The 22,628-nt window shown below is 66.4% G+C and carries 22 protein-coding genes and 1 tRNA gene; 11 read left to right on the top strand and 12 right to left on the bottom strand.

What is annotated here, in order from left to right; all coding sequences use genetic code 11:
• Positions 1-75: 75 nt before the first annotated feature.
• The 4 genes from IP83_RS06290 to IP83_RS06305 are packed head-to-tail and all read right to left on the bottom strand — an operon-like array spanning position 76 to position 5,373.
• Entirely contained in the window at positions 76-762 is a 687-nt protein-coding gene (locus IP83_RS06290; RefSeq protein ID WP_231624933.1) for an NnrU family protein, read from the bottom strand.
• Positions 763-818: 56 nt separating this feature from the next.
• Complete coding sequence (locus tag IP83_RS06295; RefSeq protein WP_054121366.1) at positions 819-2,162, bottom strand: amidohydrolase family protein; 1,344 nt, start codon at positions 2,160-2,162, stop codon at positions 819-821.
• The gene (locus IP83_RS06300; protein WP_054121367.1) at positions 2,159-3,562 is read right to left on the bottom strand and encodes an amidohydrolase; all 1,404 of its coding nucleotides are present in this window, start codon (positions 3,560-3,562) and stop codon (positions 2,159-2,161) included. The genes IP83_RS06295 and IP83_RS06300 overlap by 4 nt, the downstream gene beginning before the upstream one ends.
• Positions 3,563-3,567: 5 nt before the next feature.
• Positions 3,568-5,373, bottom strand: a complete 1,806-nt coding sequence (locus tag IP83_RS06305) for a peptide MFS transporter (RefSeq protein WP_054121368.1) — start codon at positions 5,371-5,373, stop codon at positions 3,568-3,570.
• Positions 5,374-5,605: 232 nt separating this feature from the next.
• On the opposite strand from IP83_RS06305, the gene IP83_RS06310 reads away from it, so the two are divergent.
• The 8 genes from IP83_RS06310 to IP83_RS06345 all read left to right on the top strand — a co-directional run bounded on the left by IP83_RS06310 (position 5,606) and on the right by IP83_RS06345 (position 13,335).
• Positions 5,606-5,974, top strand: a complete 369-nt coding sequence (locus IP83_RS06310; protein ID WP_054121369.1) for a GntR family transcriptional regulator — start codon at positions 5,606-5,608, stop codon at positions 5,972-5,974.
• A 163-nt stretch (positions 5,975-6,137) separates the two neighbouring features.
• Positions 6,138-6,419, top strand: coding sequence for an integration host factor subunit beta (locus IP83_RS06315; protein ID WP_054121484.1), 282 nt, complete (start codon positions 6,138-6,140; stop codon positions 6,417-6,419).
• A gap of 100 nt (positions 6,420-6,519) precedes the next feature.
• Positions 6,520-6,604 (top strand) — tRNA-Leu (locus IP83_RS06320).
• A 209-nt stretch (positions 6,605-6,813) separates the two neighbouring features.
• Positions 6,814-7,497 carry a PilZ domain-containing protein gene (locus IP83_RS06325; RefSeq protein WP_054121370.1) on the top strand — a complete coding sequence of 228 codons (684 nt, stop codon included), beginning with the start codon at positions 6,814-6,816 and terminating at the stop codon, positions 7,495-7,497.
• Between the two features lie 92 nt (positions 7,498-7,589).
• Complete coding sequence (locus IP83_RS06330; protein WP_054121371.1) at positions 7,590-9,194, top strand: NAD(P)/FAD-dependent oxidoreductase; 1,605 nt, start codon at positions 7,590-7,592, stop codon at positions 9,192-9,194.
• Between the two features lie 34 nt (positions 9,195-9,228).
• Positions 9,229-9,642, top strand: a complete 414-nt coding sequence (locus tag IP83_RS06335; protein ID WP_054121372.1) for a GtrA family protein — start codon at positions 9,229-9,231, stop codon at positions 9,640-9,642.
• Positions 9,642-11,444, top strand: coding sequence for a hypothetical protein (locus tag IP83_RS06340; RefSeq protein ID WP_231624934.1), 1,803 nt, complete (start codon positions 9,642-9,644; stop codon positions 11,442-11,444). Before IP83_RS06335 ends, IP83_RS06340 begins: the two co-directional genes overlap by 1 nt.
• 46 nt (positions 11,445-11,490) lie before the next feature.
• Complete coding sequence (locus IP83_RS06345) at positions 11,491-13,335, top strand: hypothetical protein (protein ID WP_054121373.1); 1,845 nt, start codon at positions 11,491-11,493, stop codon at positions 13,333-13,335.
• Here the strand turns inward: IP83_RS06345 and xth are convergent.
• The 3 genes from xth to IP83_RS06360 are packed head-to-tail and all read right to left on the bottom strand — an operon-like array spanning position 13,332 to position 14,938.
• Entirely contained in the window at positions 13,332-14,111 is a 780-nt protein-coding gene (gene xth, locus IP83_RS06350; protein WP_054121486.1) for an exodeoxyribonuclease III, read from the bottom strand. The genes IP83_RS06345 and xth overlap by 4 nt on opposite strands.
• A gap of 2 nt (positions 14,112-14,113) precedes the next feature.
• Complete coding sequence (locus IP83_RS06355) at positions 14,114-14,470, bottom strand: iron-sulfur cluster assembly accessory protein (protein ID WP_054121374.1); 357 nt, start codon at positions 14,468-14,470, stop codon at positions 14,114-14,116.
• A gap of 36 nt (positions 14,471-14,506) precedes the next feature.
• The gene (locus tag IP83_RS06360; protein WP_054121375.1) at positions 14,507-14,938 is read right to left on the bottom strand and encodes a CBS domain-containing protein; all 432 of its coding nucleotides are present in this window, start codon (positions 14,936-14,938) and stop codon (positions 14,507-14,509) included.
• A 141-nt stretch (positions 14,939-15,079) separates the two neighbouring features.
• Here IP83_RS06360 and IP83_RS06365 point away from each other — a divergent pair, with 141 nt between their 5' ends.
• Positions 15,080-15,391 carry a hypothetical protein gene (locus tag IP83_RS06365; RefSeq protein WP_072384734.1) on the top strand — a complete coding sequence of 104 codons (312 nt, stop codon included), beginning with the start codon at positions 15,080-15,082 and terminating at the stop codon, positions 15,389-15,391.
• 6 nt (positions 15,392-15,397) lie between these two features.
• Here the strand turns inward: IP83_RS06365 and IP83_RS06370 are convergent, their stop codons facing one another.
• Genes IP83_RS06370 through IP83_RS06390 form a run of 5 tightly spaced genes read right to left on the bottom strand, consistent with a single transcriptional unit; the run spans position 15,398 to position 18,864 of the window.
• Positions 15,398-15,775, bottom strand: coding sequence for a ferredoxin (locus IP83_RS06370; protein WP_054121377.1), 378 nt, complete (start codon positions 15,773-15,775; stop codon positions 15,398-15,400).
• Positions 15,760-16,188: a thioesterase family protein gene (locus tag IP83_RS06375; protein WP_054121378.1), complete on the bottom strand. Its 429-nt coding sequence runs from the start codon at positions 16,186-16,188 to the stop codon at positions 15,760-15,762. Before IP83_RS06375 ends, IP83_RS06370 begins: the two co-directional genes overlap by 16 nt.
• A 32-nt stretch (positions 16,189-16,220) precedes the next feature.
• Positions 16,221-16,733 carry a DUF2497 domain-containing protein gene (locus tag IP83_RS06380; RefSeq protein ID WP_054121379.1) on the bottom strand — a complete coding sequence of 171 codons (513 nt, stop codon included), beginning with the start codon at positions 16,731-16,733 and terminating at the stop codon, positions 16,221-16,223.
• Between the two features lie 59 nt (positions 16,734-16,792).
• Positions 16,793-18,259 (bottom strand): TolC family outer membrane protein, encoded by a 1,467-nt coding sequence (locus IP83_RS06385; protein WP_054121380.1) that lies wholly within the window; start codon positions 18,257-18,259, stop codon positions 16,793-16,795.
• A gap of 5 nt (positions 18,260-18,264) precedes the next feature.
• Positions 18,265-18,864: a protein-L-isoaspartate O-methyltransferase gene (locus tag IP83_RS06390; RefSeq protein ID WP_054121381.1), complete on the bottom strand. Its 600-nt coding sequence runs from the start codon at positions 18,862-18,864 to the stop codon at positions 18,265-18,267.
• 206 nt (positions 18,865-19,070) lie between these two features.
• Between IP83_RS06390 and IP83_RS06395 the strand changes: the two genes are divergently transcribed.
• Both IP83_RS06395 and IP83_RS21110 read left to right on the top strand, forming a co-directional pair.
• Positions 19,071-20,594 (top strand): fumarate hydratase, encoded by a 1,524-nt coding sequence (locus tag IP83_RS06395; RefSeq protein ID WP_054121382.1) that lies wholly within the window; start codon positions 19,071-19,073, stop codon positions 20,592-20,594.
• 75 nt (positions 20,595-20,669) lie between these two features.
• Complete coding sequence (locus tag IP83_RS21110) at positions 20,670-22,616, top strand: sensor histidine kinase (protein ID WP_369816999.1); 1,947 nt, start codon at positions 20,670-20,672, stop codon at positions 22,614-22,616.
• Positions 22,617-22,628 lie beyond the last annotated feature (12 nt).

Raw genomic sequence — 22,628 nt, forward strand, 5'->3', positions numbered from 1 at the left:
CCGTCCTCAAGGCCCTGCGCCACAACAGCGCAGGCGTGCAGGAAGCAAGGGCCTGACCGCCGGCGATTGGCCGCCTCAGAGCTGTTCCAGCCAGACCCAAAGGCCTGCCGGGATAAGGGCGAGCTTGAGGTGCAGCCACGTCAGCAGCAGCCAGACCGGCAGCGCCGCGACCCAGTAAAGGCCGAGATTGCCGAACGCGGAAGGCTTCGGCAGGAACGATGTGCGCCGCATCCAGACTTTCCAGTCTGCGCCATACAGCGCTGCCTTCTTCGCATCCTGGCCGCGAGAGCCGATGAGCGCCAGCGCGATCATGCCGCCCGCAAAGATGATCGTTCGCAGGCTGGGCGCCACCAGAATATGCGCAATCCCCCAAAGCGTGAAGGCCGACATCATCGGATGCCGCGTAACCTTGAACACGCCGTTCGGAATACGGGTCGAAAGCCCGGCAATATCGGTTCCCGCCAGCGCCGGATTTCCGACAATCGATGCAAGAAACAGGGCGGATGCGACGAACGTGAGCAGCGAGGCCAGCACCCACGGTACCAGTGCCTGGCCATCCCACAACTGCGGCGTGGCGGGAGCCTTGCCGAAAGCGACCACCGAGACGCTGAAGGCAACCAGCGAAATGAGCGAGTAGATCCCCAGAAAGCCGCCCTGCCCGAACAGGCGAACCATTCCGGCACGCCATGGGTGGGACATCAAGAGGTGCGTGCCGACAAAGGTCGCCATGCCCACAACGAGCGTCAAAGTTGCTGCATCCACGGTTTGGTCCCTTCCGTGCTTATCGTTCTTGTCGCGCCATGCGAGACTTCACATGTTCATTCGTAGGCCTTCGGCAACGTCCCCTCACCAGCATGACGATATCTTTGGCGGAGACGTGACTGATGGTTAACCAACGGCTGCAATTTTCCATCGACATATATTGTAACAGGCGCGGATGATACCTCCAGCGGATCACCGTCCCAAATTACGACATCTCCTGAAAGACCGGGTTTGAGGCTGCCGAAGACCGCACCCTCGCCAAGGATCTCCGCCGGGATCGACGTGATAGATGCGAGCGCCTGCCCCCAGCTTAGCCCGCTCGCGCCGGAGACTCGCGAAAGGCCGACAAGATTGCCGGCGAACTGCGGGGCATAACGCGGCTGATCGAGATCGTAGAAACCGCCGAGAGCCACCTTGACGCCCGCTGCCGTCATCCGGCCGACGTTGGACTGCGTTGCCGCGAGCGTCTCGAAGCTGCCGGGCAAGTCGGCCAACGCGCTTGCCAGCACCGGCACCTTGGCTGCGGCGATTTCGCGCGCGACGCGCCAGCCTTCTCCCGCGCCGACAAGCACGAGCCGCAGGGCCGGGAACTCCTTGCCCAACGCAAGCACGCCGCGGATGTCCGCCGCGCGTTCGACGTGGACGAACAGCGGCTGCTTGCCGGTCACCACCGGGATCAGCGCAGCGGCATCGACGCGGGTAAGCAGTGCATCGACCGGTTGTCCCGGCGCATCATCGCCCGCTTTCACTGGCTTGCGCTGCGCCAGATCGCGTGCCTCGCGTAGCGCGTTGCGGAGCAGCGCCTGCGCTGCAACGCGGCTGCCGCCCGCGAGGTCGGCCCCGCGTTCGCCCAACTCGACAAGCTGGAACGCGCGCGGCTGCGAGATGCCCGGTCCGTTCTCGGCCAGATCGATCACCGCGCCTTGTCCGGCGAAAATCGCGTTGGCGGCTGCGGGCGCCACGCCCGCGCGGGTGATCCCGCTTGCTCGGCTCACGGCCACCGGCGGTGCGTCCGGATCGATCGCCAGCGACACATCAAGACCAGCCGAGAACCGCGCGGTGTTGGCGTAGCTGTCATTGCTTTCATCCACCGCGCCCACGCCGAGGAGGCCGAGGTCGGTCATCGCGGTGACAAGGCCGGGCGTCACCCACTTGCCGGTGCCGTCGATCACCGGAACCCCGGTCGGCACGGAGACAGACTTGCCCGCCGCGACGATCTTGCCGCCGCGTACCAGCACGGTGCCGCCCGGGATCGGCGCGCTGCCGTCACCGATCGCGACAGTGGCATTGGTCACCGCGAAATCGCCGGAAGGAAGCTGGGCCGACGCGTCGCCTGCATAGGCCGGAAGCGCAGATCCGGAGAGGAGCAGCGCGGCAAGGAAGAGCGATGCGCGCGTCATTTCACGTCTCCCTCACCCGGCAGGCCCAGTTCGAAATCGCTCACCGGCCGCCGTTTCGGATCGGCCATGTCGTAAAGCAGGGCGCCGTCGATCCAGACCTTTTCGGGCCGCGAATAGACCGAGAGCGGATTGCCGTTCCACAGCACCACGTCGCCCATCTTGCCCTGCGCAAGGCTACCGGTCTGCTGGTCGATCCCCAGTGCCTTGGCGGGATTGAGCGTGATCCAGCGGATGACTTCGCCATCGGGAATCGTGATGCCTATCCGCTTTCCGGCCGCGCGCGCCTTGGCAGCTTCCTGGTTGAGCCGCTGGATCCCGTTGGCGTCGTCCGAATGGATGATCACGCAGGCGCCCTGATCGGCGAGCAGCGCGGCATTCTCGGGGATGGCGTCGAAGGCTTCCATCTTGAAGCCCCACCAGTCGGCCCAGATCGCGGCGCAAATGCCGTTCGCCTTGAGCAGATCGGCGATCTTGTAGGCTTCGACCGCATGGTGGAAGGCCGCGACCTTGTAGCCGAATTCTTTCGCCATATCGATGACCTGCGCCATTTCGTCGGCGCGGTAGCAGTGGTTCTGCACGAGGATCTTGCCGTCGAGCACGTCGGCCATCGTGTCCATCGCCAGGTCGCGGTCGGTCAGCTTCCCTTCGGCGCGCTTCTTGCGGTACTCTGCGGCCTTGATCCACATCTGCCGATCGACTGCGAGGTTGCCCATGCGGGTCGAGGGCATCTGGCCCTTGCCGCCATAGACACGCTTGGGGTTCTCGCCGCAGGCCATCTTCATGCCATAAGGGGCGCCGGGAAACTTCATCGCCTGCGCGGTGCGGGCATAGACGTTCTTGAGCACGACCGAGCGTCCGCCGATGAGATTGGCCGAGCCCGGCAGGATCTGCATCGTGGTGACGCCGCCGTTGGTCAGCGCGCGGCTGAAGCCGGGGTCTTGCGGCCAGACGCTGTGTTCTGCCCAGACTTGCGGCGTGGTCGGCGAGGTCGCCTCGTTGCCGTCCGAATGGGCCGGGACGGCGGGGCTGGCATAGACGCCGAGGTGGCTGTGGATGTCGATCACGCCCGGAGTGACGTACTTGCCGGTGCCGTCAATCCGCCTGTAGCCGTCGGGCACGGCAAGGCGGGCATCGCCCACGCCCACGACCTTGCCGCCCTGCAGCAGCACGGTGCCGTTCGGGATTTCCCCGCCGCTACCATCGAACACCGTTGCGCCGACGATGGCCGTGGGCTCGCCGGGATAGGCCTTGTAGGTCGAGGGGTAGGGGTTTTCCTGCCAGACCGGCGCGGCGGCCGGGGCAGGTTTGTTTGCCGCGATGCCGGCCATCGGCGATGCGAGCAGCGCGAACCCGGCCAGCACATGTGCGGCCGTGCGGCCCAAGGTTCGTATCGCCGTCATCGCTGTTACTTCACACCATGCATCAGCCGCTTGAGCGGCACCGAGAGTGCAAGCAGCACCAGGCCGATCACTGCCGAGACTTCACCGATCGTCTGGAACACGCCGACATAGGTGTCGAGGCTCACCTTGAGGTTGGTGACTTCGCCGCCAACCGTCTCCACGCTGGCAAATTGTGCAACAACGCCAGCGACATACTGGGCGACGGCGATCGACAGGAACCATGTTCCCATCATCAGGCCGACGATCCGCGCGATCGAGAGCTTGGTGACCATCGAGAGGCCGACCGGCGAAATGCACAGCTCGGCCATCGAGTGGATCATGTAGAGCCCGGCGAGCCACCAGAGGCCGACCTTGTAGTTGGCGTCCGCAAACTGCGCGCCCCAGACCAGGAACAGGAAGCCCGCACCGACGCCGACGAGCGCGACGCCGAACTTGACCGGGATGCCCGGCTCCAGACCGCGCCGGGCAAGCGCGCCCCACAGCATCGAGAACAGGGGCGCGAGCACGACAATGAAGAACGCGTTGAAGAACTGCGTCTGCCCGGCGGTGATCGAGAACAGGCCGAACACGCTCATGTCGGTATTGCGATCGGCGAACAGCGTGAGCGAGGAGCCCGCTTGTTCGAACAAGGTCCAGAACACGGTGTTGAAGGTGATCAGCACGATGGCGGCGACCATCATCTCGAACTCGCGCCTGTCGCCGTTTTGCCAGGACCATAGCAGGATGCCGGGGATCGCGACGAGGAACGTGCCGAACATGATCTTGCCCATGATCGGCAGGCTCATGATGTAGCCGACAAGGCCGCTGCCCTCGGGCGGCTTCACATAGGCCATGAGGTTGGCGAACAGCAGGTAGGCGAGGGGGATCGCCAGCACCGCGCCGATGTAGACCAGCATGTCGCGCGAGGGGTTGGCGTCCGCAGGGCGCTCGCCATAGCCGTCGAGCTTGCCGCCGTCGAACTGGAACAGGAGCCACGAGACCGCCATTCCGGCGGCGGCGAGCGCGAAACCCGCCCACCAGCCAAGCCCGCCCCATGATCCCATGCCCACAGCCAGCAGCGGGCAGAGGATCTGCGAGAACAGCGAACCAAGGTTGATCCCCATGTAGAAGATGGTGAAGCCCGCATCGCGCCGCCGGTCACCCTGTTCATAGAGCTCGCCGACGATGGTCGAGATGTTGGGCTTGAAGAACCCGTTGCCGACCGTAACGAAGGCGAGGCCGGTGATCAGGAGGAACGTGTAGAGCGGATTGCGCTCGCCGCCCGCCTCGAAACCGCCGGCGGCAATGCGGCGCGCCTCGCTGCCGTCTTCGCGCAGCAGCGAGACGGTCTTGTCTTCGTTGCCCTTGATGCGCAGCGTGGCGCCCTGATCGCTGACATACTGCTTGCGCGCTTCGCCGCTGCCCTCGACAGTCACTTCGTAGCGCGTGCCCTCGATCATGGCATAGGGCTTGGCGGCGCCGCCGGTGCTCGAGAAGCAGAGGATCGCATAGCCGAGGCTCATCAGGATCGCGCCGAACTTCACCGAGCGCTTGGAGCCGAGGAACCGGTCGGCCATCATGCCGCCGATGAGCGGGGTGAGATAAACGAGCGCGGTGAAGCCGCCGTAGAGGCCCGTCGTGGTCGTGTCGCTGAACAGGAAATGCTGCGCGAGATAGAGCGTCAGCAGCGCGCGCATGCCGTAGTAGCCGAAGCGCTCCATCGCTTCCGTGGTAAAGAGCCGGGCGAGCTGGGCGGGGTGGCCAAACCAGCTGGCATCACCGCTCCCCTTGACCGGTGCGGCGTCGATCGTGGCTCCAAGCGGTTCTGTCATGATATGAAAAAGCTCCCCTCGCGCACCTTGTGCGTCATTTGCGATCATGATTAGCGCCTAACCACGCATTGGGAAGGCAGTTATCGCGGTTTTCCTAGGCATTTCAGATGCCAAGGTGGTTTCGTGCGCACGCCGGGCCTCGCCTTTTGCGATTGTCCGAAAACTGACCGTTTCGGTGAAACTTTGTTGCGCCCGATTGCGCGTCTCGCTGTATTATGGCAGCACATCACCTATGGCATCGCCAAGCTCCTCCGCCGGTCGGCCCGTCTACCTGAAGCTGCGCGATCAGATCGCGGCGGCGATTCTGGATGGCACTTTTGCGGAAGGGGCGATGCTGCCCTCGGTCCGCGCCTATGCGGCGGCGGAGGCGGCCAATCCGCTCACCGTGGCCAAGGCCTACCAGCAGTTTCAGGCCGAAGGGCTTGTACAGGTCCAGCGCGGGGTCGGCATGTTTGTCGCAACCGGTGCTGCGGAAACGCTGAGGGCGCGGGAGCGCGCTGCATTTCTGCGACACGAGTGGCCGGAAATCAGGGTGCGCATGCGGCGGCTCCATCTCGATCCGGCACAGCTTCTGGGCGAGCCTGAGAGCGCCATCGGCTAATCCCTTGCCGTTTAACGATTGATAAGTTGCCGCACCGCCCATGGTCTGGCACTATTGCAGCGCTCCAGCGGACCGGGACTCGCCCGGAAGGAGTGATGTCGGCAGCGCGGCTCAAGCCCAAAGGGTACCCGTTGTTGCCGGCAGGTAAGTAGGGGGGATGCGGATGATCCGATCCGAATTGTTGCAGGCGCTTGCCAAACAGAGCCCAGGCATGCGCGGCGAAGAGATCGAGCGCGTGGTAGTCGTGTTCTTCGACGAGATCGCAAAGCGCCTCGCCGAAGGTGGTCGTGTCGAACTGCGCGGTTTTGGCGCGTTTTCGACGCGTGAGCGCGATGCGCGCAAGGGACGCAATCCGCGGACCGGCGATTCCGTCGAAGTCCCGGGCAAGCGCGTGCCTTACTTCAAGCCCGGCAAGGACATGCGGGTCCGGCTCAACGCCGAATAGCCGCCAAGGCTTTTCCGATCGGTCGGGGGCAGTGCTCCGGTAGCGCTGCCCGTTGCCGCGTCCGCTGCTCTGTGCCATCGCACCGGCTTCTCCTTCATGTGCGGACGTGGCGGAATGGTAGACGCAGGGGACTTAAAATCCCTTGAGCTCAGCTCGTGCGGGTTCGAGTCCCGCCGTCCGTACCACTATGGGCCCGCCCACCACCAGGTTTACCCGTGTTTCCTGCGCGGCCGACCAGGTGGTGTCCTCCGCTATGGGCAAGCGGGCATTGGTAACCAGTCGTGCTTACCCAGAGTAACAACATGTCAAGGATCAGTGCGTTAGAAGCCTTGCTGCACAGCGGAGCGTGCACTTGGTCGGAAGGGTCCGGCAGGGTGCGCCAGGGGAACAAGGCTTGGCACAGGAACAGCAACTGCCCGGGGCAGCCCGGCAGGATCAGACAGGTGCGCCGCCCGGCGCGGAGCATCGCTCCGCTCCGCGTTACGCGCTGCTGATTCGCACTGCCAAGATCATCGCCGATGGCCGCGAATTTCTGTGCATTATCCGCGATGCATCAGCCAGCGGTCTCAAGATTCGCCTGTTTTCCGATCTGCCGCAGGCGCGCGAACTCGTCGTCGAACTGATGACGGGGGACCGCTATCCGGTCGAGCTCGTGTGGATGGCGGAAGACTATGCCGGTCTGCGCTTCACGCACGAAATCGACATCGAGCGGCTGCTCGACGAATCGAAGGGCGCTTATCCCAAGCGGCAGATTCGCCTGCAGATCGCGATTGGCGGCATGCTGCATTCGGGCGGCGAGGCGGTTCCGGTGGTCTTCCACAACCTGTCGCAGCAAGGTGCCTGCATCGAATCCGAGAAATGGCTGCTGATGAACGAGCTGGTGCGGATCGAGACCGGGGTCACGCCGCCGCTTTTCGCCAAGGTCCGTTGGCGCAGCCACCCGCGCTATGGAATGATCTTCGAGCACACCTTCCGCCTCGAGGAACTCGCCCGCATTTCCGCGCCGCTCCAGTTTGCCGAAGCGCTGGAACAGCACGCGCGCGGCAGCGAATCCGAACCCTCTGCGGGCGAGGCCTGATTTCGCCGTTCCCCTTACCCGCGTTAACCGTCTCTTAGCCATTTTCGTTCACTTCCGTTTCCAAGGCATGAACGCTTGAGCGGGAGCTAGCGATGGGTAACGGTTTCACGGATCTGCAGGTGGATAGCAGCGAGGTTCAGGTCGATGTCGCCATCATCGGCGCGGGACCAGCGGGGCTGACCGCCGGCTATCTCCTTTCCAAGCAGGGCCTCAAGGTCGCGATCATCGAAAAGGACACGCGCTACGTCGGCGGCATCAGCCGCACCGTCGAGCACGAGGGCTATCGCTTCGATATCGGCGGCCACCGCTTCTTCTCGAAGTCGCAGCAGGTCGTCGACCTGTGGAACGAGATCCTGCCGGACGACTTCATCCAGCGCCCGCGCATGAGCCGCATCTACTACGAGGGCAAGTTCTACTCGTACCCGCTGCGCGCGTTCGAGGCGCTCAGCAACCTCGGCATCTGGCGCTCGACCACCTGCATGATGAGCTATGGCATGTCCAAGCTCTTCCCGATCAAGGACGTGAAGAGCTTCGAGGACTGGACCAGCAACCAGTTCGGCAAGAAGCTCTATTCGATCTTCTTCAAGACCTACACTGAGAAGGTCTGGGGCATGCCCTGCAACGAAATGAGCGCCGACTGGGCCGCACAGCGCATCAAGGGCCTTTCATTGGGCGCTGCCGTGCTCGATGGCCTCAAGCGCAGCCTCGGACTCAACAAGCGCCCGAACGACGGCATGCAGACCAAGACCTTGCTCGAAACCTTCCGCTATCCGCGCCAGGGCCCGGGCATGATGTGGGAAGCCGCGCGCGACAAGATCGTCGCCGCCGGCAGCCAGGTCCTGATGGGCCATGCGATGAAGCAGCTCGCCAGCGATGGCCAGGGCGGCTGGCGTCTTTCGGCCACCCGCGCCGAAGATGGCGGCGAGACGGTGATCCGCGCACGCCACGCGATCAGCTCCGCGCCGATGCGTGAACTTGCCGCCCGCCTGCATCCGCTGCCGGCAACCACGCTGGAAGCAAGCCGCCTCAAGTACCGCGACTTCCTCACCGTGGCGCTCAAGATCCGCAGCGAAGACCTGTTTCCCGACAACTGGATCTACATCCACGACAGCAAGGTCCGCGTCGGCCGCGTCCAGAACTTCCGCTCGTGGTCGCCGGAAATGGTGCCCGACGAAAGCGTCGCCTGCGTCGGCCTCGAATACTTCTGCTTCGAAGGCGATGACCTCTGGGCCTCGAGCGACGAGGACCTGATCAAGCTCGCGACCAGGGAAATGGACATCCTCGGCCTCGTCGATCCCGCCAAGGTGATCGGCGGTGCGGTGGTCCGTCAGGAAAAGGCCTATCCGGTCTACGACGACGAATATGCCGCCAATGTCGCCGCGATGCGCACCGAGCTGGAAGCCAGCCATCCGACGCTGCACCTCGTCGGCCGCAACGGCATGCACCGCTACAACAATCAGGACCACGCGATGATGACCGCGATGCTCACGGTCGAGAACATCCTCGCGGGCACCCGCGTCTACGACATCTGGTGCGTGAACGAGGACGCCGAGTATCACGAGGCGGGTGACGAGGGCGCACAGGCCGCGATCCCCGCGCGTGCCGTGAGCGAGGATCAGGCCGCTGCGCTGAACTCGCTGCGCGATGTGCCGACCCGGATTGCCGATGAGAAGAGCAAGGATCGCGCTGCTGCCTGACCGGTCGTGACTGCTTGCTAGACAGGATCAACCCGTGACCGTGCTTGATATCGCTCCCCTGAACCGCATCCGCCAGATCGTGCTGGTGCGCTATATCCTCGCCAGCGTCGGCGCGCTGGCGGTGGATATGGGCACGTTCCTCGCGCTGCTTTCGGCGGGTGTGCCCCCGGTGGCCGCCTCGGCGATGGGCTACGGCATCGGCATCATGGTCCACTGGATCCTGTCGAGCCGCAAGGTCTTTGCCGAACAGGTCGCCGAAGGCGGCATCGCGCGCACCAGGCAGAAGGCGATGTTCGTCGTCTCGGCCTTGATTGGCCTCGGCGTCACGACGCTGATCGTCGGCGGGGCAAGCGCCGCCGGGCTCGATCCGCGCGCCGCCAAGCTCTGCGCGATCGTCGTGAGCTTCGCCGTGACGTGGCTGCTGCGCAAGCGGGTGGTCTTTCGCTGATGGCCACGCTGTACCCGTCCGGCGCCGAACGGCCGGTCGGGGCCGCTCCGCGCAGGCATCAGGCACAGTCCTTCTGGCGGCCCGTGCTGCTGAGCTGGCTGCTCCTTGCCGCCGCGCTGATCGCCTTGAAGGCGCCGCAGATTGCCGCGATGCAATTCGGCGATCCCGACGATGCACTGCGGCTGGTGCAGGTGCGTGATCTCCTTGCCGGCCAGTCCTGGTTCGACCTCCACCAATACCGCGTCGCCGCGCCCGAGGGTGTGGCGATGCACTGGTCGCGCCTTGTCGATGTTCCGATCGCGGCGGTCATCCTGCTCCTGAAGCCCTTGCTGGGCATTCACCTCGCCGAGCTATCCGCGCTGGTTGCCGTGCCGCTGCTGACCCTGCTTTGCGCGATGGCTCTCGTCGGCCGCCTTGCCGTTCGCCATTTCGACCGCGAGATCGCGATGCTGGCGTGCCTGAGCTTCGCCCTGGCGATCCCGCTGCTGTGGCAGTTCACCCCGCTGCGGATCGATCACCACGGCTGGCAAATCGTGCTTGCGCTCGCGGCGCTGAACGGCCTGCACGCGGTCGAGGCCCGGACCGGCGGTGCGGTGATCGGGCTCGCCCTTGCCGCAACGCTCGCGATATCGATCGAAGGCCTGCCCTTGGCGGCCCTGTTCCTCGTCGTCTGCGGGTTCCGCGGCCTTCGTGCGCCGGAAGCGCGGTTTGACTGGCTCCAGTCGGCGACCGTGACACTCGCAGCGGGATCGGCTGTGCTGTTTCTGGCGACGCGGGGAATCGGCGATCTGGCGCAGCATTGCGATCAGGTCTCGCCGGTTCATCTGGCACTGTTCGCATGGACCGCGCTCGGTGCAGCTGCCTTGCGACTCGCCGCGCCGCGCCAGCTCGCGCTTTCCCTCGGCGGCCTGACGGTCATCGGCGCCAGCGCACTCGCCATCCTGCTCACCGCGGCGCCGCAATGCCGGGGCGGCGGTTTTGCCGAACTCGATCCGCTGGTGCTGCGCTTCTGGCTGCCTTCCGTCGCGGAAGGCATGCCCTTCTGGCACGCCCGCCCGCATCTTGCCGCTGTCATCGTTGCCGGGCCGCTGATCGGACTGATTGGCGCATGGCGGCTGTGGCGCGAGGCCGAACCTGCCGAGCAGCGCCCGATCTGGGGCGACCACCTGTTCGTGCTGTTCGGCGCCTGGGTGATCGGCATGATGGTCGCGCGGGCATCGGCGACAGCCTTCGTCTTCGCCGCCGTGCCAGCCGCCGTTCAGGTCGCGCACTGGGTAAACACCCTGCGCAAGGCCTCCCCCGGGAAGCGCATCGTTGCCTACGCCGGCATGGCCGCGCTGCTGGTGCCGGGCATTCCCGTTGCCGTGGCGGCCAGCTTCGTGGCGCCAAAGGCTGACGGATCAGGCACCGGCAGCGCCGCTTCGTGCCACTTCGACCGCGCCGCTGCCGCGCTGGACCGCCTTCCGCCGACCGACATCCTCGTGCCGCTCGACATGGGCCCTGATATCCTCGTCCGCACCCACCAGCGCGTGGTTGCGACGGGTCACCACCGTGGTTCTGCCGCGATGCATGATGTGATCGCCGCCTTCCTCGCCCCGTCCGCAGAGGCGCGCGCGATCATGCAGGCGCGCCATGCGACCATGGTTATGATCTGCCCCGCCGTCTCGCGCCAATCGGTCTATGCCAAACTCGCGCCCGATGGGCTGATGGCCCGCCTCGTGGCAAATCGTCCGCCGGAATGGCTGGCACCGGTCGATCTCGCGCCGGGCTCGGGATTGCAGTTCTGGCAGGTGGTGCGATGAGCATGCCCCTGACTTTCGATCATTTCAGCATGTGGGACCTTGGCTGATGGCTACCTTGTTCGCTCCTGATGCCCAGGCTCCCGCAGCGGCGCCCTCGGTGACCGATCCGGCGCGGGGACCAGCCCTGCGCGTGCTGATCACCTGGGTGCTGCTCGCGGTCACCATGATCGTGATGAACTTCAAGCTCATCGCCATGCTGCGCTTCACCGATCCGGATGACGCGCTGCGCCTGCTGCAGGTGCGCGATCTGCTTGCCGGACAATCGTGGTTCGATGTCCACCAGTACCGCATCGCCGCGCCGGAGGGCGTTGCCATGCACTGGTCGCGGCTGGTCGACGTGCCGATTGCCGCGATGATCCTGCTGCTGCGCCCCTTGCTCGGCACGGCGGGCGCGGAATTTGCCACCGTGATCGCGGTGCCGCTGCTGACGCTGCTTTGCGCGATGGCGCTGCTCGGCCGGTTTGCAGCGCGCTGGTTCAATGATGAAGTGGTGGGACTCACCTGCCTGATGATCGGCCTTTCGCCGCCGATCCTGTGCCAGTTCACGCCGATGCGCATCGATCACCACGGCTGGCAGATCGTCCTCGCGCTTGCGGCGCTGAGCGGACTGCACGCCAGGGACGCGCTGAAGGGCGGCGCGGTCATCGGCGTCGCGCTCGCGGCCTTGCTGGCGATTTCCATCGAAGGCCTGCCGCTTACCGCGTTGTTCCTCGGTATCTGTGCGCTGCGCGGGCTGCGCTCTCCGGCCAGCCGGTTCGACTGGCTCCATGCCGCGGCGCTCGGTCTGGCGCTCGGCAGTGCGGTGTTCTTCCTCGGCACGCGCGGCACATTTGATCTCGGCACCCATTGCGATGCCATTTCGCCGGTGCATCTCGCGCTGTTCGCTTGGGTTGCCGCCGGTGCCGCTGCGCTGCGCTTTGCCACCCCTCGCACGCTTGCGGGGCAGATCGGCGGCCTGGTGGTCATGGGCGCGGGTGCTGCGGCCATCCTGTTCGGCATTGCGCCGGAATGCCGCGGCGGTGCGTTCGTCATGCTCGATCCACTGGTGAAGCGCTACTGGTACGACGCCATCGCCGAAGGCATGCCCTTCTGGCATGCGCCCGCCCCGCTCGCCGCCGCCATCTTTGCCGGGCCGTTGATCGGCCTCTACGGCACCTACCGCCTGTGGCACGGGGCCAAGGACGCGCCGACGCGGCTGCTGTGGCTCGATCACATGCTGCTGCTCGCCGGGGCCTGGCTGATCGGCATGGCCGTGGCGCGTGCTTCGGCCACCGCGCTGGTCTTCGCTGCCGTCCCGTCCGCGGCATTGATCCTCGGCTGGGTCTATCGCCTGCGCAGTGTGGCGATCCTGCCGCGCCTTGGCGGCTATGCCATCGTCATCTCGCTGCTGGCGCCCGGGCTTCCGGCGGTCGCCGCCATGAACGCGGTGAATGCCGTGACGGCCAAGGCAAGCGGGTCAAACGCAGCTCCGTCCGTCGCGGGCGTCAAGCCCGGCGCCATCGGCATGTCCGCCTGCCGCTATGACATCGCCGGCCGCGCGCTCGACAAGCTCCCGGCAACCGACATCTTCGCCCCGCTCGATATCGGCCCGGACCTCATCGTGCGCTCGCACCACCGCGTTGTCGCGACCGGCCACCATCGCGGCGCTTCGGGCATCCACGACGTGATCGAAGCTTTCATGTCGCCCGAAGCCAGAGCCCACGAACTGGTCCGCAAGCGCCACGCCTCGCTGATCGCCGTGTGCCCGGACATCTTCGAGCCTTCGGTCTACGCCACCCGCGCGCCGAATGGGCTGATGGCGAAGCTGCTCGATGGCAGGACTCCCGCATGGCTCCAGCCGGTGGACCTCGCCCCCGGTTCGCACATGCGCTTCTGGAAGGTCGTCAACTAGTCGGGATTGCGCAGGGTTACCCAGATCGGCGCGTGGTCGCTCGCCTTCTCGCGCCCGCGATAGGCCTTGTCGACACCCGCACCGACCAGCCGGTCCGCTAGTTCCGGCGATAGCAGCGCGTGATCGATGCGGAAGCCGTGATCGCGCTGCCAGGCGCCGGCCTGATAGTCCCAGAACGTCCAGAGCCCGCCACGCGGGTGATGCAGGTCGAGCGCATCGGTCCAGCCGTCATTGAGCAGGCGGCGATAGGCATCGCGCGATTCGCCCTGCATCAGGGCGTCGCTCGCCATCGCGCGGACGTCCCACACGTCCTTGTCCTCGGGGATCACATTGTAATCGCCGATCACCAGCGCGGGGACTTCCTCCGCCGCGATTTCGGCCATGCGCCCCCGCAGGCGCTCCATCCAGCGCAGCTTGTAATCGAACTTCGGGCCCGGCTGCGGATTGCCGTTGGGCAAGTAGATGCACGCGACGCGCAGCCCGAAGACATCGGCCTCAAGGTAGCGCGAATGCTCGTCCTCCGGCTCCCCGGCCAGCCCACGCTGCACTTCGACCGGCGTGGTGCCGTCGGCGAGAATGGCGACGCCGTTGAAGCCCTTCTGCCCATGCCAGATCGCGTGGTAGCCGATCTTGTGGAACTCGGCGGCGGGGAAGTCCGCGTCCTGCGCCTTGATTTCCTGCAGGCAGGCGACGCTCGGGCGCGTTTCCTCCAGCCACTCCAGCAACCGCGGAAGCCGTGCCTTGATTCCGTTGATGTTGAAGGAAGCGACCTTGATCGTCACACCGAGAAGCTCGCGCCGCAACCGCAGCCGGATGCCGCTTGCGGGTTGGTGACGCGGAAAGCTGCGCCGCCGAGCGATTCGATGTATTCGACCGTCGCGCCCGCGATCAGGTCGAGGCTCATCGCATCGACCAGCAGCCGCACGCCATCGGTCTCGGTGACGAGGTCGTCCGCTTCCGGCTCGCCCGCCATCTCGAACTTGTACTGAAAGCCCGAACAGCCGCCGCCTTCGACCGCGAGGCGCAGCACGGCGGGGCGGTTCTGCTTGGCAGCAATCGCGGCGATGCGCGCCGCTGCGCTGGGGGCGAGCGTGACACCGGCGCCGAGCGCGGGTTCAGAGAGCGTTGTGGTCATGTCCTCAAGATAGGCCGCCCTGGCGGCCCGCTCAAGTCACACCGTCTGGATATATTCCCGGAGCGCCTCGGCCTCGGCCTCGATGCGGTCAATGCGGAACTTCACGAGATCGCCGATCGAGACGAAGCCGACCATCCTGCCCTTGTCGATCACCGGCAGGTGGCGGATGCGCCGCCGCGTCATCAGGGCAAGCGCTTCGAGCGCGCTCTGCTCCGGGCTGACCGAGATCACCGGCGCGGTCATCACGTCGCGCACGCGCATCTGCAGTGCGGCGGCACCGTGGGTCTTGAGTGCGTAGAGCACGTCGCGTTCGGAAAAGATCCCGGCCACTTCAGTCCCGGCGTCGGTGACCGGCAAGGCCCCGATCCGGCGCGTGGCGAGCGTTTCAACGGCGTCCGCAACAAGGTCGTCGGCATGGCAGTGCCATACTTCTCCTGAACGACCGGCGATCAACATGGCGATCGACATGGCATCCTCCTTCCCCCACCCGGGGAGAGCCTCTTTGTCCGGCAAGTCGTTCCAATGCTTGCCGATTCGCCGATCATGCCACCAAAGGGCAGGCGGGGAAAGCGATTGCCTTGGAGCCGCGAGCGGCGCATGAAACGGCGCATGGCCCAGCCTGTCCGCCCCTCCCCGCTCGACGATCCGGACTACGCCGAATTCGCGTGGGGCCGCTACTTCCGCATCATGCGCTGGATGGGTCTTCTGACCCTCGTCGTCATGGCGGCAGCCGCCTGGTATCTCTATGCGGCGGTCGGGCTGGTTTCGATCCATCTCTACATCGCGGCCATGCTCGGCATCGGCCTGACGATGATGCTGATGGCGGCGCTGATGGGGCTCGTGTTCCTCTCCAGCGGCACCGGGCACGACGAGGCGGTCGACAACGGCCTTGAGCAGCACGTCGACAGCTGGTGGAAGTAGCGCCGCTTACTCCGGCGGCGTGAGCCGGTAGTCCTCGACCGGAACGCCGCCGATCACGTGCTCCTGGATGATCCGCTCCAGCACGGCGGGCGTGCAGGAGTGGTACCAGACGTTGTCCGGATAGACGAGCGCGACCGGTCCGGCGGCGCAGACGCGCAGGCAGCCGACCTTGTTGCGCAGCACGCCCTGCGGCCCGCCCAGCTTGAGCTCGCCCAGCCGCTTCTTGAGGAAGTTCCACGCTTCGTCGCCCGCCTCGCGCGGGGCGCACTTGTCCTTTTCGGGGCCGGCACAGAGCAGGATGTGCCGCTGCGGCGCGAACCCGCCGAGGCCCGCGACCGCTTGCCGTGCCAGCGTGATCTCGTCAGGCTTCACCGGATCAGCCATGCATCGAGCCTTTCGCGAAGGGCTGGGTCGATCGGCTGCGGCCGCTTGCCGTCGGTGAACACGATCGTGACATGCGCGGTCGCCACCGGGCGGCCATCCTGCAGGATCAGCTGCCGCAGGCTCCAGCTGGAGCGCCCACCCGGCAGCGCGCCGACGCGGCATTCGAGACCCGCTGGATAATAGGCCTGCGCCAGATAATCGATGGTGACATTGGCGACCATGAACCGCGCGCCGTCGGCGTTCTTCGGCATGCCGACCGCGGTGATGAAGCGCAGCCGCGCATCCTCGAACACCGCGGCCATCGCCACGTTGTTGATGTGCCCGTTGGGATCGAGATCGGCGAACCGCGTGGTGACGGCATTGCCGAAAGGGTAGCGCGCCGGGTCGAGCAGCGCGGGATCAGGTCTGGCCATGAAAGCGCCCTAGCACGCGGGAAGCCGCGAGATCAGCCCTTCTTGCCGACAATCCGCGCGATTTCCGCCGCGACCAGCTTCTCGACCATCGGCGGCAGGTTCTTGTCGAGCCATTCGGCCAGCGCCGGGCGCAGCATCTCGCGCACCATGTTTTCGAGCGAGGTCTCGCCCGAGCGGACGATCTGCGGGCTGGCCCCGGGGGCGGACAGCATCGCCAGCGCGGCGAGCGAATCGCGCATCGAAGCGGTGGTCTCGTCCGCCAGCAGCGGCGCCTCCTCTTCGTCTGCCTCGACAGTGATGGCGCGGTCTTCGTTCAGGATCTGTGCGGCCACTTCGCTGAGATCGAGCACGTCGGCCGGGAACGACGCCGGGCGACCTTCGCTCCGTGTCGCCGGACGGGCAGAGACTCGCGGCGCGGCGGGCATTTCCGCGGCAGCATCGCGGCGGCTGCGCTCACGCGCTGCTTCGGCCCGATTGTCGCGCGCGATCACCTTCTTGATCGATTCGAGGATCTCCTCGACCGAAGGTTCCGAAGCCTGACGCATGCATTACCCCACACACTACTCTGGGCCGAATCAGTCGGCCGCCCCGCGGTCCTGTACCATTACGGCACGGTTTGTGCAGGAATTGTCGCGGTCTGGGCCGGCGTGTCAACCGTGCGCGTCGCCTTAGGGGGTGTCGGCGAGTCGAGCGACCAGTCGAATACGCGGCCCCGTACACGGCGGTAGTTGGCCTCGGGATCGTAGAGCGTCGCCGGATCGAAGCCGAGATCGGCGGCCTGCGCCTTGCCCATCGCGGCAATCAGGTTGAACGCGGCGACATAGGCATTGCGCCGCGCTGCCACGAGGCCCACCTGCGCGCGCAGCAGTTCCTGCTCGGCATCGAGGATGTTGAGGATCGTGCGGTTGCCCACGGTATTTTCCGCGCGCACACCTTCGAGGCTCAGCGCCGCGGCATCGACGGCGGTCTGGTTGAGCACGATCACGTCGTTCGCCGCGCGCCACTGGGTATAGGCCGAGCGGACATTGGCAATCACCGTCCGCTCGGTCCCGATTTCCTGCTCCTGCACGGCGGTCGCGGTGGCCTGGGCCTGCCGCTGGCGCGCGGCGGGAAGGCCGCCCTGGAACAGCGGGATCGAGATGCGCGCACCGGCCTGCGCCGTGGTCTGGCTCTGGGTAAATCGGGTGCCGCTCCCGGCCCCGGCGCCGCCCAGCGAATTGAAGTAGGTCTGGTACTCGCCCGAGGTAAACAGCGAGATCGTCGGCAGACGGCCAGCCCCCGCGGCCTTGGCATCATAGCCCGCCGCCTTGCTGCGCTGGCGTGCGGCTTCGAGATCGGGATTGTTGTCGAGCGCGGTCTGCACCGCTTCCTCGGGCGATTCCGGCAGCCCGGCCAGCGGCGGCGGCGGCTGCAGATCGTCCGGCACCTTGCCGACGATCTGGACATAGCGCTCGCGGCTGGCGACCAGCGCGGCCTCGGCACTGCGCAGATCGGCGCGCGCCAGAGCGAGGCGCGAGTTGGACTGCGCGACGTCGGTCCGCGTCACGTCGCCGATCTCGAACCGGTCGGTGGTGGCCTTGAGGTTGACCTCGAGCACCTGCACGTTGTTGCGGTTGAGCCCGACCGTCGCGGAATCGCGGATCACGTCCATGTAGGCCGCGACGACCTGGCTGAACACGCCGGCCTCGGTCCCGCGCAGCGAGGCTTCGCCCGCCTCCACGCGGATCTTGGCGGCAGCGAGCGAATTGCGCACGGCGCCGCCCGAATAGATCGGCACGCTGAGCTGCGGGTCGACCGTCATCAGGCGCTGCGGCGCGATGAAGGTGTTGGGGCCCTGCTTGAGGAATTCGGTGTAGTTGATCGTGCCGGTCAGGCTGGGCAGGCCCGGCGCGCGGGCGATCGGCACGCTTTCGTCGGTCGCGCGCAAGTTCGCACGTGCAGCATTCAGATCGGGGTTGCCCGCATAGGCTGCTGCCAGCGCGCCCTGCAGGTCGTCGGCCTGCGCTGGAACAGCGGCCAGCGCCATGGCAAGCGCCGAAAGCGCGGGAGCAGCGCGGAAGGCGCAGATCATGGGGTTCAGAAGCTCCACTTGCGCGGGGCGGCAAAGGCAGCAAGCGGGGTAAAGTCAGCTTCCGCCAGCACCGTCATCGCGAGCGAGCCGGCCACCTTGCGGCCCAGCGCAAGACGGGTCACGCCGCGCTCGACCATGCCGCCAACGACGCGGCCCTCCGCCGTGACGACACCGGCCAGAGCAGCGGGCACCGCTTCGATGGCGCCGTCGACCAGCACCAGCGAATGTTCGCCGGCCTTGGCCCAATCGCCGCCAGCAGCAACCAGCGTGACCGTGCCGGCCAGCTTCTCCGCCAGCGCGGCGAGATAGCCGCCCGGGTTGCCGATCACCAGCACGCTGTCGTCAGCGGTGGGTTCGGCGGCGGTCAGCATCTGGCCATACGTCAGCGCGGGCGAAAGCACTTCGCCATCGCCGAGCGCCACGGCGCGGTCGGCATAGGCCACCGCGCGGCGCGCCTCGGGCAGGAAGTCTTCACGCGGCACGGCAAGAAATGCTGCGAGAATGGCCGGATCGTTGACGCCGCTCACGCGCAGCTGGCTGTCGATCATCGCGCGGCGCGCGGACTCGGTCTCGGCAACTCCAGCGCGTTCTTCCACCACCGTCATGAAATCCCTCATTCTTCGTCCGGGCTGCGCAGCCAGCCGGCGCCTGGCGCCGCCGCCGACTGAAAGCTGCGTCTTTAGATTTCCAGCCCTTAGAATATCGTCTCCGGCGCGCCAAGCGCTTTGCATGACGCTGGTCGATGGCTAAACGGCGGTTCATCGATTGTGCCCGCGTACGGCGGGCCCCAAACCAGTGGAAGGAACCAGCCATGGCAGAGATGACAACGATCCGCGAGGAAGACCTCATCGAAAGCGTGGCCGATGCGCTGCAATACATCAGCTACTTCCACCCGATGGACTACATCCGCGCGCTGGGCGATGCCTACGAAGCCGAACAGGGCCCCGCTGCAAAGGACGCCATCGCCCAGATCCTCACCAACAGCCGCATGTGCGCCGAAGGGCACCGCCCGATCTGCCAGGACACCGGCATCGTCAACGTGTTCATCAAATGGGGCCAGGACTGCCGCCTCGAAAGCGACAAGAGCCTGCAGGACGTCGTCGACGAAGGCGTGCGCCGGGCCTACCTCGATCCCGAAAACAAGCTGCGCGCCTCGGTGCTGGCCGATCCCGCCTTCACCCGCCGCAACACGAAGGACAACACGCCCTGCGTGCTCCACGTCGAGATGGTGAAGGGCAACAAGGTCTCGGTCGATGTCGCGGCCAAGGGCGGCGGCAGCGAGAACAAGTCGAAGTTCAAGATGATGAACCCCAGCGATTCGATCGTCGACTGGGTGATCGAGATGCTGCCGCAGATGGGCGCCGGCTGGTGCCCGCCGGGCATGCTCGGCATCGGTATCGGCGGCACGGCCGAGCACTGCATGCTGCTGGCCAAGCAGGCGCTGATGGAGCCGATCGACATGGCCCAGCTCAAGCTGCGCGGGCCGCAGAACGATGTCGAGGCGCTGCGCATCGAGATCTTCGACAAGGTCAACGCGCTCGGCATTGGCGCGCAGGGCCTCGGCGGGCTTTCCACGATCCTTGACGTCAAGATCATGGACGCCCCCTGCCACGCTGCGGGCAAGCCGGTCGCGATGATCCCCAATTGCGCCGCCACGCGCCACGCGCATTTTACGCTCGACGGTTCGGGTCCGGCGTTCCTCGAAACGCCCAAGCTCGACGAGTGGCCCGACGTGCACTGGACGCCGGATGCGGCGGCCAAACGCGTCGATCTCGATACGCTGACGGCGGAGGAAGTGCAGAGCTGGAAGCAGGGCGACCGTCTGCTGCTCAACGGCAAGATGCTCACCGGCCGCGATGCCGCGCACAAGCGGATCGCCGACATGCTCGCCAAGGGTGAGGAGCTGCCGGTCGATTTCAAGGGCCGCGTGATCTACTACGTCGGCCCGGTCGATCCGGTCGGCAATGAAGTCGTCGGCCCGGCTGGCCCGACCACCGCGACGCGCATGGACAAGTTCTCCGACACCATGCTGAACCTCGGCCTGCTCGCCTCGGTTGGCAAGGCGGAGCGCGGCCCGGCGGCGACCGAATCCATCGCCAAGCACAAGTCCGCCTACCTCATGGCGGTCGGCGGTGCGGCCTATCTCGTCGCGCGCGCGATCAAGCAGTCCAAGGTCGTCGGGTTTGCTGATCTCGGCATGGAAGCGATCTATGAATTCACCGTCGAGGACATGCCGGTAACGGTCGCGGTCGATTCGACCGGGCAGAACGTCCACCAGCTGGCGCCGCTGGTGTGGAAGAAGAAGATCAGCGAGGAAGGCCTGCTTCCCGCGTGATCCATCGACCAACGGCTGACTGCGTTCGACTGCCCGGCTGGCGCTGGCCGGTCGGTTGGGCGTAGAAGCGGCCGAATGCCCACACTTCCCGTCGATACTGCTGCTGCCGAACGTCCGCACGTCCCCGCGCGTGCGGTGTTCCTGTCGGCGGCCGCGCTGTGGCTCACCTATTTCCTGCTGATCACCTTGCGCGGGATCGTTGTCGATCTCGGCGAGTTCAACGAACTGCTGTGGCGCCGCGCCGTGGTCACGCTCGCCGGCATTGCCGTCACACTGCTCGCGTGGCCGCTGCTGCGCCGGTTCGACGGGCGCAGCAACGGGGCGCGGATCGGCGCGGCGCTCGTCATCATGCTGCCCGCCGCGCTCGCGCTCGCCGCGATCAACCAGCAGTGCTTCGCCCCGGTCGAGAAGAAGATCATCGCGCGCGAGGCCAAGGCCGCACAGGCGCAGGCCGAGGCGGCGGCGCGGGCGATCCGGGGCCAGCAAGGCACCGCGCCGATTGTCCTGCCGTCCGATGTGCCGTTGCCCTCGGTGCGCGTGCGCCACGATGTCTCGGGCAATGTCCTGATCGACGTCGCCGACCCGCCGCAGGCCATCCCGGTGCCGCCTCCGCCGCCCGAGCCCCCCGCGCCGCCGGCCTCGCCAGCGCCGCCGCGCGCGTCGAAGGTCATGGCCGCGCCGACCGAGGATGACGATGATGATCAAACCGACAGCGACAATGACGAAGAAGCGGTGATCACCGCACCCGGCGGCGTTTCCATCATCCGCCGCAGTGACGGCACGGCGGAAGTGCGCGTCGGCGCCCACCGTGTCCCCACCGATGCCGAGCATGCCGAAGAGGTCGCCCGCGAACTCGCGCAGGCGCAGCGTGAAGTTGCCGAGGCGCAGCGCGAGATCGAGCGGGCCAGGGCAGAGCGCTTCTCTGCCGCACAGGCGAGACTGGCCGGCATCGATGCCGTGCGCTGGAACGTGCTGCGCGGCCTCGCCGATGCGGGTCTCGTCGCCGAGAAGGATGTCCCGCCGCCGCCTGCCGGACCTGTCGGCGAAGCAGTGAAGCAGGTCCACGCGCGCAACGCCGAGGTGCACAAGGCCCGCGTCGCAAAGCCGCGCCCCGTCCCTCCTGCGGCAAAGCGGCCCGCCGCCAAGCCCACGCCGGCACCTTCCCCCACGCCGTCGCCCGCAGCCAGCACTGCGCCGTCGCCCATGCCAGCACCAACGCCCGCTGCAACCGACAGCGATAGCCAGATCCACAGCATGATCATCAGCAAGATGATCGAGGACGAAGGCCTGTGGAAGCAGCTCACCGATGTCGCACTCGGCCGCTACTTCTTGCTGATCGCGTGGGCCGGGCTCTACATCGCGCTCGGCAATGCCGAGATGGCGCGCGCCTCCGAACGGCGCGAGGGGGAATACAAGCGCGCGGCGAAAGCCGCCGAGCTGCGCAGCTTGCGCTATCAGGTCAATCCGCACTTCCTGTTCAACACGCTGAACTCGCTCTCCGCCCTCGTCATGGTCGGCCGCACCGAACAGGCCGAGAAGATGATCCAGACGATCTCCAGCTTCTACCGCCACAGCCTTGCCGGCGATCCCACGGCGGACGTGCCGCTGGCGGACGAGATTTTGCTGCAGCGCCACTATCTCGAGATCGAGGCCGTGCGCTTCCCGGAACGGCTGGTCTGCGAATTCGATGTGCCGCCGGGGCTCGAGAACGCCTGCGTGCCGGGGATGATCCTCCAGCCGCTGGTCGAAAACTCGATCAAGTACGGCGTCTCCGCAAGCACGCGCCCCGTCACTATCCGCATTGCCGCTCAGGAAGCCGGCGGCAAGCTGGTGCTCACCGTCGCGGATGATGGGCCGGGCAAGGGCGGCGCCAGCGGCAGCACCGGCATCGGTCTCGAAAACGTCCGCAACCGCCTAGCGGCGCGCTTCGGCGACGAGGCGCGGGTGGAAAGCGGGGCCCTGCCGGCCGGCGGCTATGCCACGGTGCTGACGATCCCGTTGGTGCGGTCGGGCTGCGAATAGAAGAGGGAACGC

It is taken from the genome of Novosphingobium sp. AAP93, assembly GCF_001296055.1.
Taxonomy (GTDB): Bacteria; Pseudomonadota; Alphaproteobacteria; order Sphingomonadales; family Sphingomonadaceae; genus Novosphingobium.

Bases quoted from the DNA above. Each gene is read 5' to 3' on its own strand.
- IP83_RS06340 (WP_231624934.1), top strand. From the start codon at position 9,642: ATGGCCACGCTGTACCCGTCCGGCGCCGAACGGCCGGTCGGGGCCGCT.
- IP83_RS06330 (WP_054121371.1), top strand. From the start codon at position 7,590: ATGGGTAACGGTTTCACGGATCTGCAGGTGGATAGCAGCGAGGTTCAG.
- IP83_RS06345 (WP_054121373.1), top strand. From the start codon at position 11,491: ATGGCTACCTTGTTCGCTCCTGATGCCCAGGCTCCCGCAGCGGCGCCC.
- IP83_RS06355 (WP_054121374.1), bottom strand. From the start codon at position 14,470: ATGACCACAACGCTCTCTGAACCCGCGCTCGGCGCCGGTGTCACGCTC.
- IP83_RS06365 (WP_072384734.1), top strand. From the start codon at position 15,080: ATGGCCCAGCCTGTCCGCCCCTCCCCGCTCGACGATCCGGACTACGCC.
- IP83_RS06370 (WP_054121377.1), bottom strand. From the start codon at position 15,775: ATGGCTGATCCGGTGAAGCCTGACGAGATCACGCTGGCACGGCAAGCG.
- IP83_RS06295 (WP_054121366.1), bottom strand. From the start codon at position 2,162: ATGACGCGCGCATCGCTCTTCCTTGCCGCGCTGCTCCTCTCCGGATCT.
- IP83_RS06300 (WP_054121367.1), bottom strand. From the start codon at position 3,562: ATGACGGCGATACGAACCTTGGGCCGCACGGCCGCACATGTGCTGGCC.
- IP83_RS06310 (WP_054121369.1), top strand. From the start codon at position 5,606: ATGGCATCGCCAAGCTCCTCCGCCGGTCGGCCCGTCTACCTGAAGCTG.
- IP83_RS06375 (WP_054121378.1), bottom strand. From the start codon at position 16,188: ATGGCCAGACCTGATCCCGCGCTGCTCGACCCGGCGCGCTACCCTTTC.
- IP83_RS06390 (WP_054121381.1), bottom strand. From the start codon at position 18,864: ATGACGGTGGTGGAAGAACGCGCTGGAGTTGCCGAGACCGAGTCCGCG.
- IP83_RS06385 (WP_054121380.1), bottom strand. From the start codon at position 18,259: ATGATCTGCGCCTTCCGCGCTGCTCCCGCGCTTTCGGCGCTTGCCATG.
- IP83_RS21110 (WP_369816999.1), top strand. From the start codon at position 20,670: ATGCCCACACTTCCCGTCGATACTGCTGCTGCCGAACGTCCGCACGTC.
- IP83_RS06315 (WP_054121484.1), top strand. From the start codon at position 6,138: ATGATCCGATCCGAATTGTTGCAGGCGCTTGCCAAACAGAGCCCAGGC.
- IP83_RS06360 (WP_054121375.1), bottom strand. From the start codon at position 14,938: ATGTCGATCGCCATGTTGATCGCCGGTCGTTCAGGAGAAGTATGGCAC.
- IP83_RS06305 (WP_054121368.1), bottom strand. From the start codon at position 5,373: ATGACAGAACCGCTTGGAGCCACGATCGACGCCGCACCGGTCAAGGGG.
- IP83_RS06395 (WP_054121382.1), top strand. From the start codon at position 19,071: ATGGCAGAGATGACAACGATCCGCGAGGAAGACCTCATCGAAAGCGTG.
- IP83_RS06380 (WP_054121379.1), bottom strand. From the start codon at position 16,733: ATGCGTCAGGCTTCGGAACCTTCGGTCGAGGAGATCCTCGAATCGATC.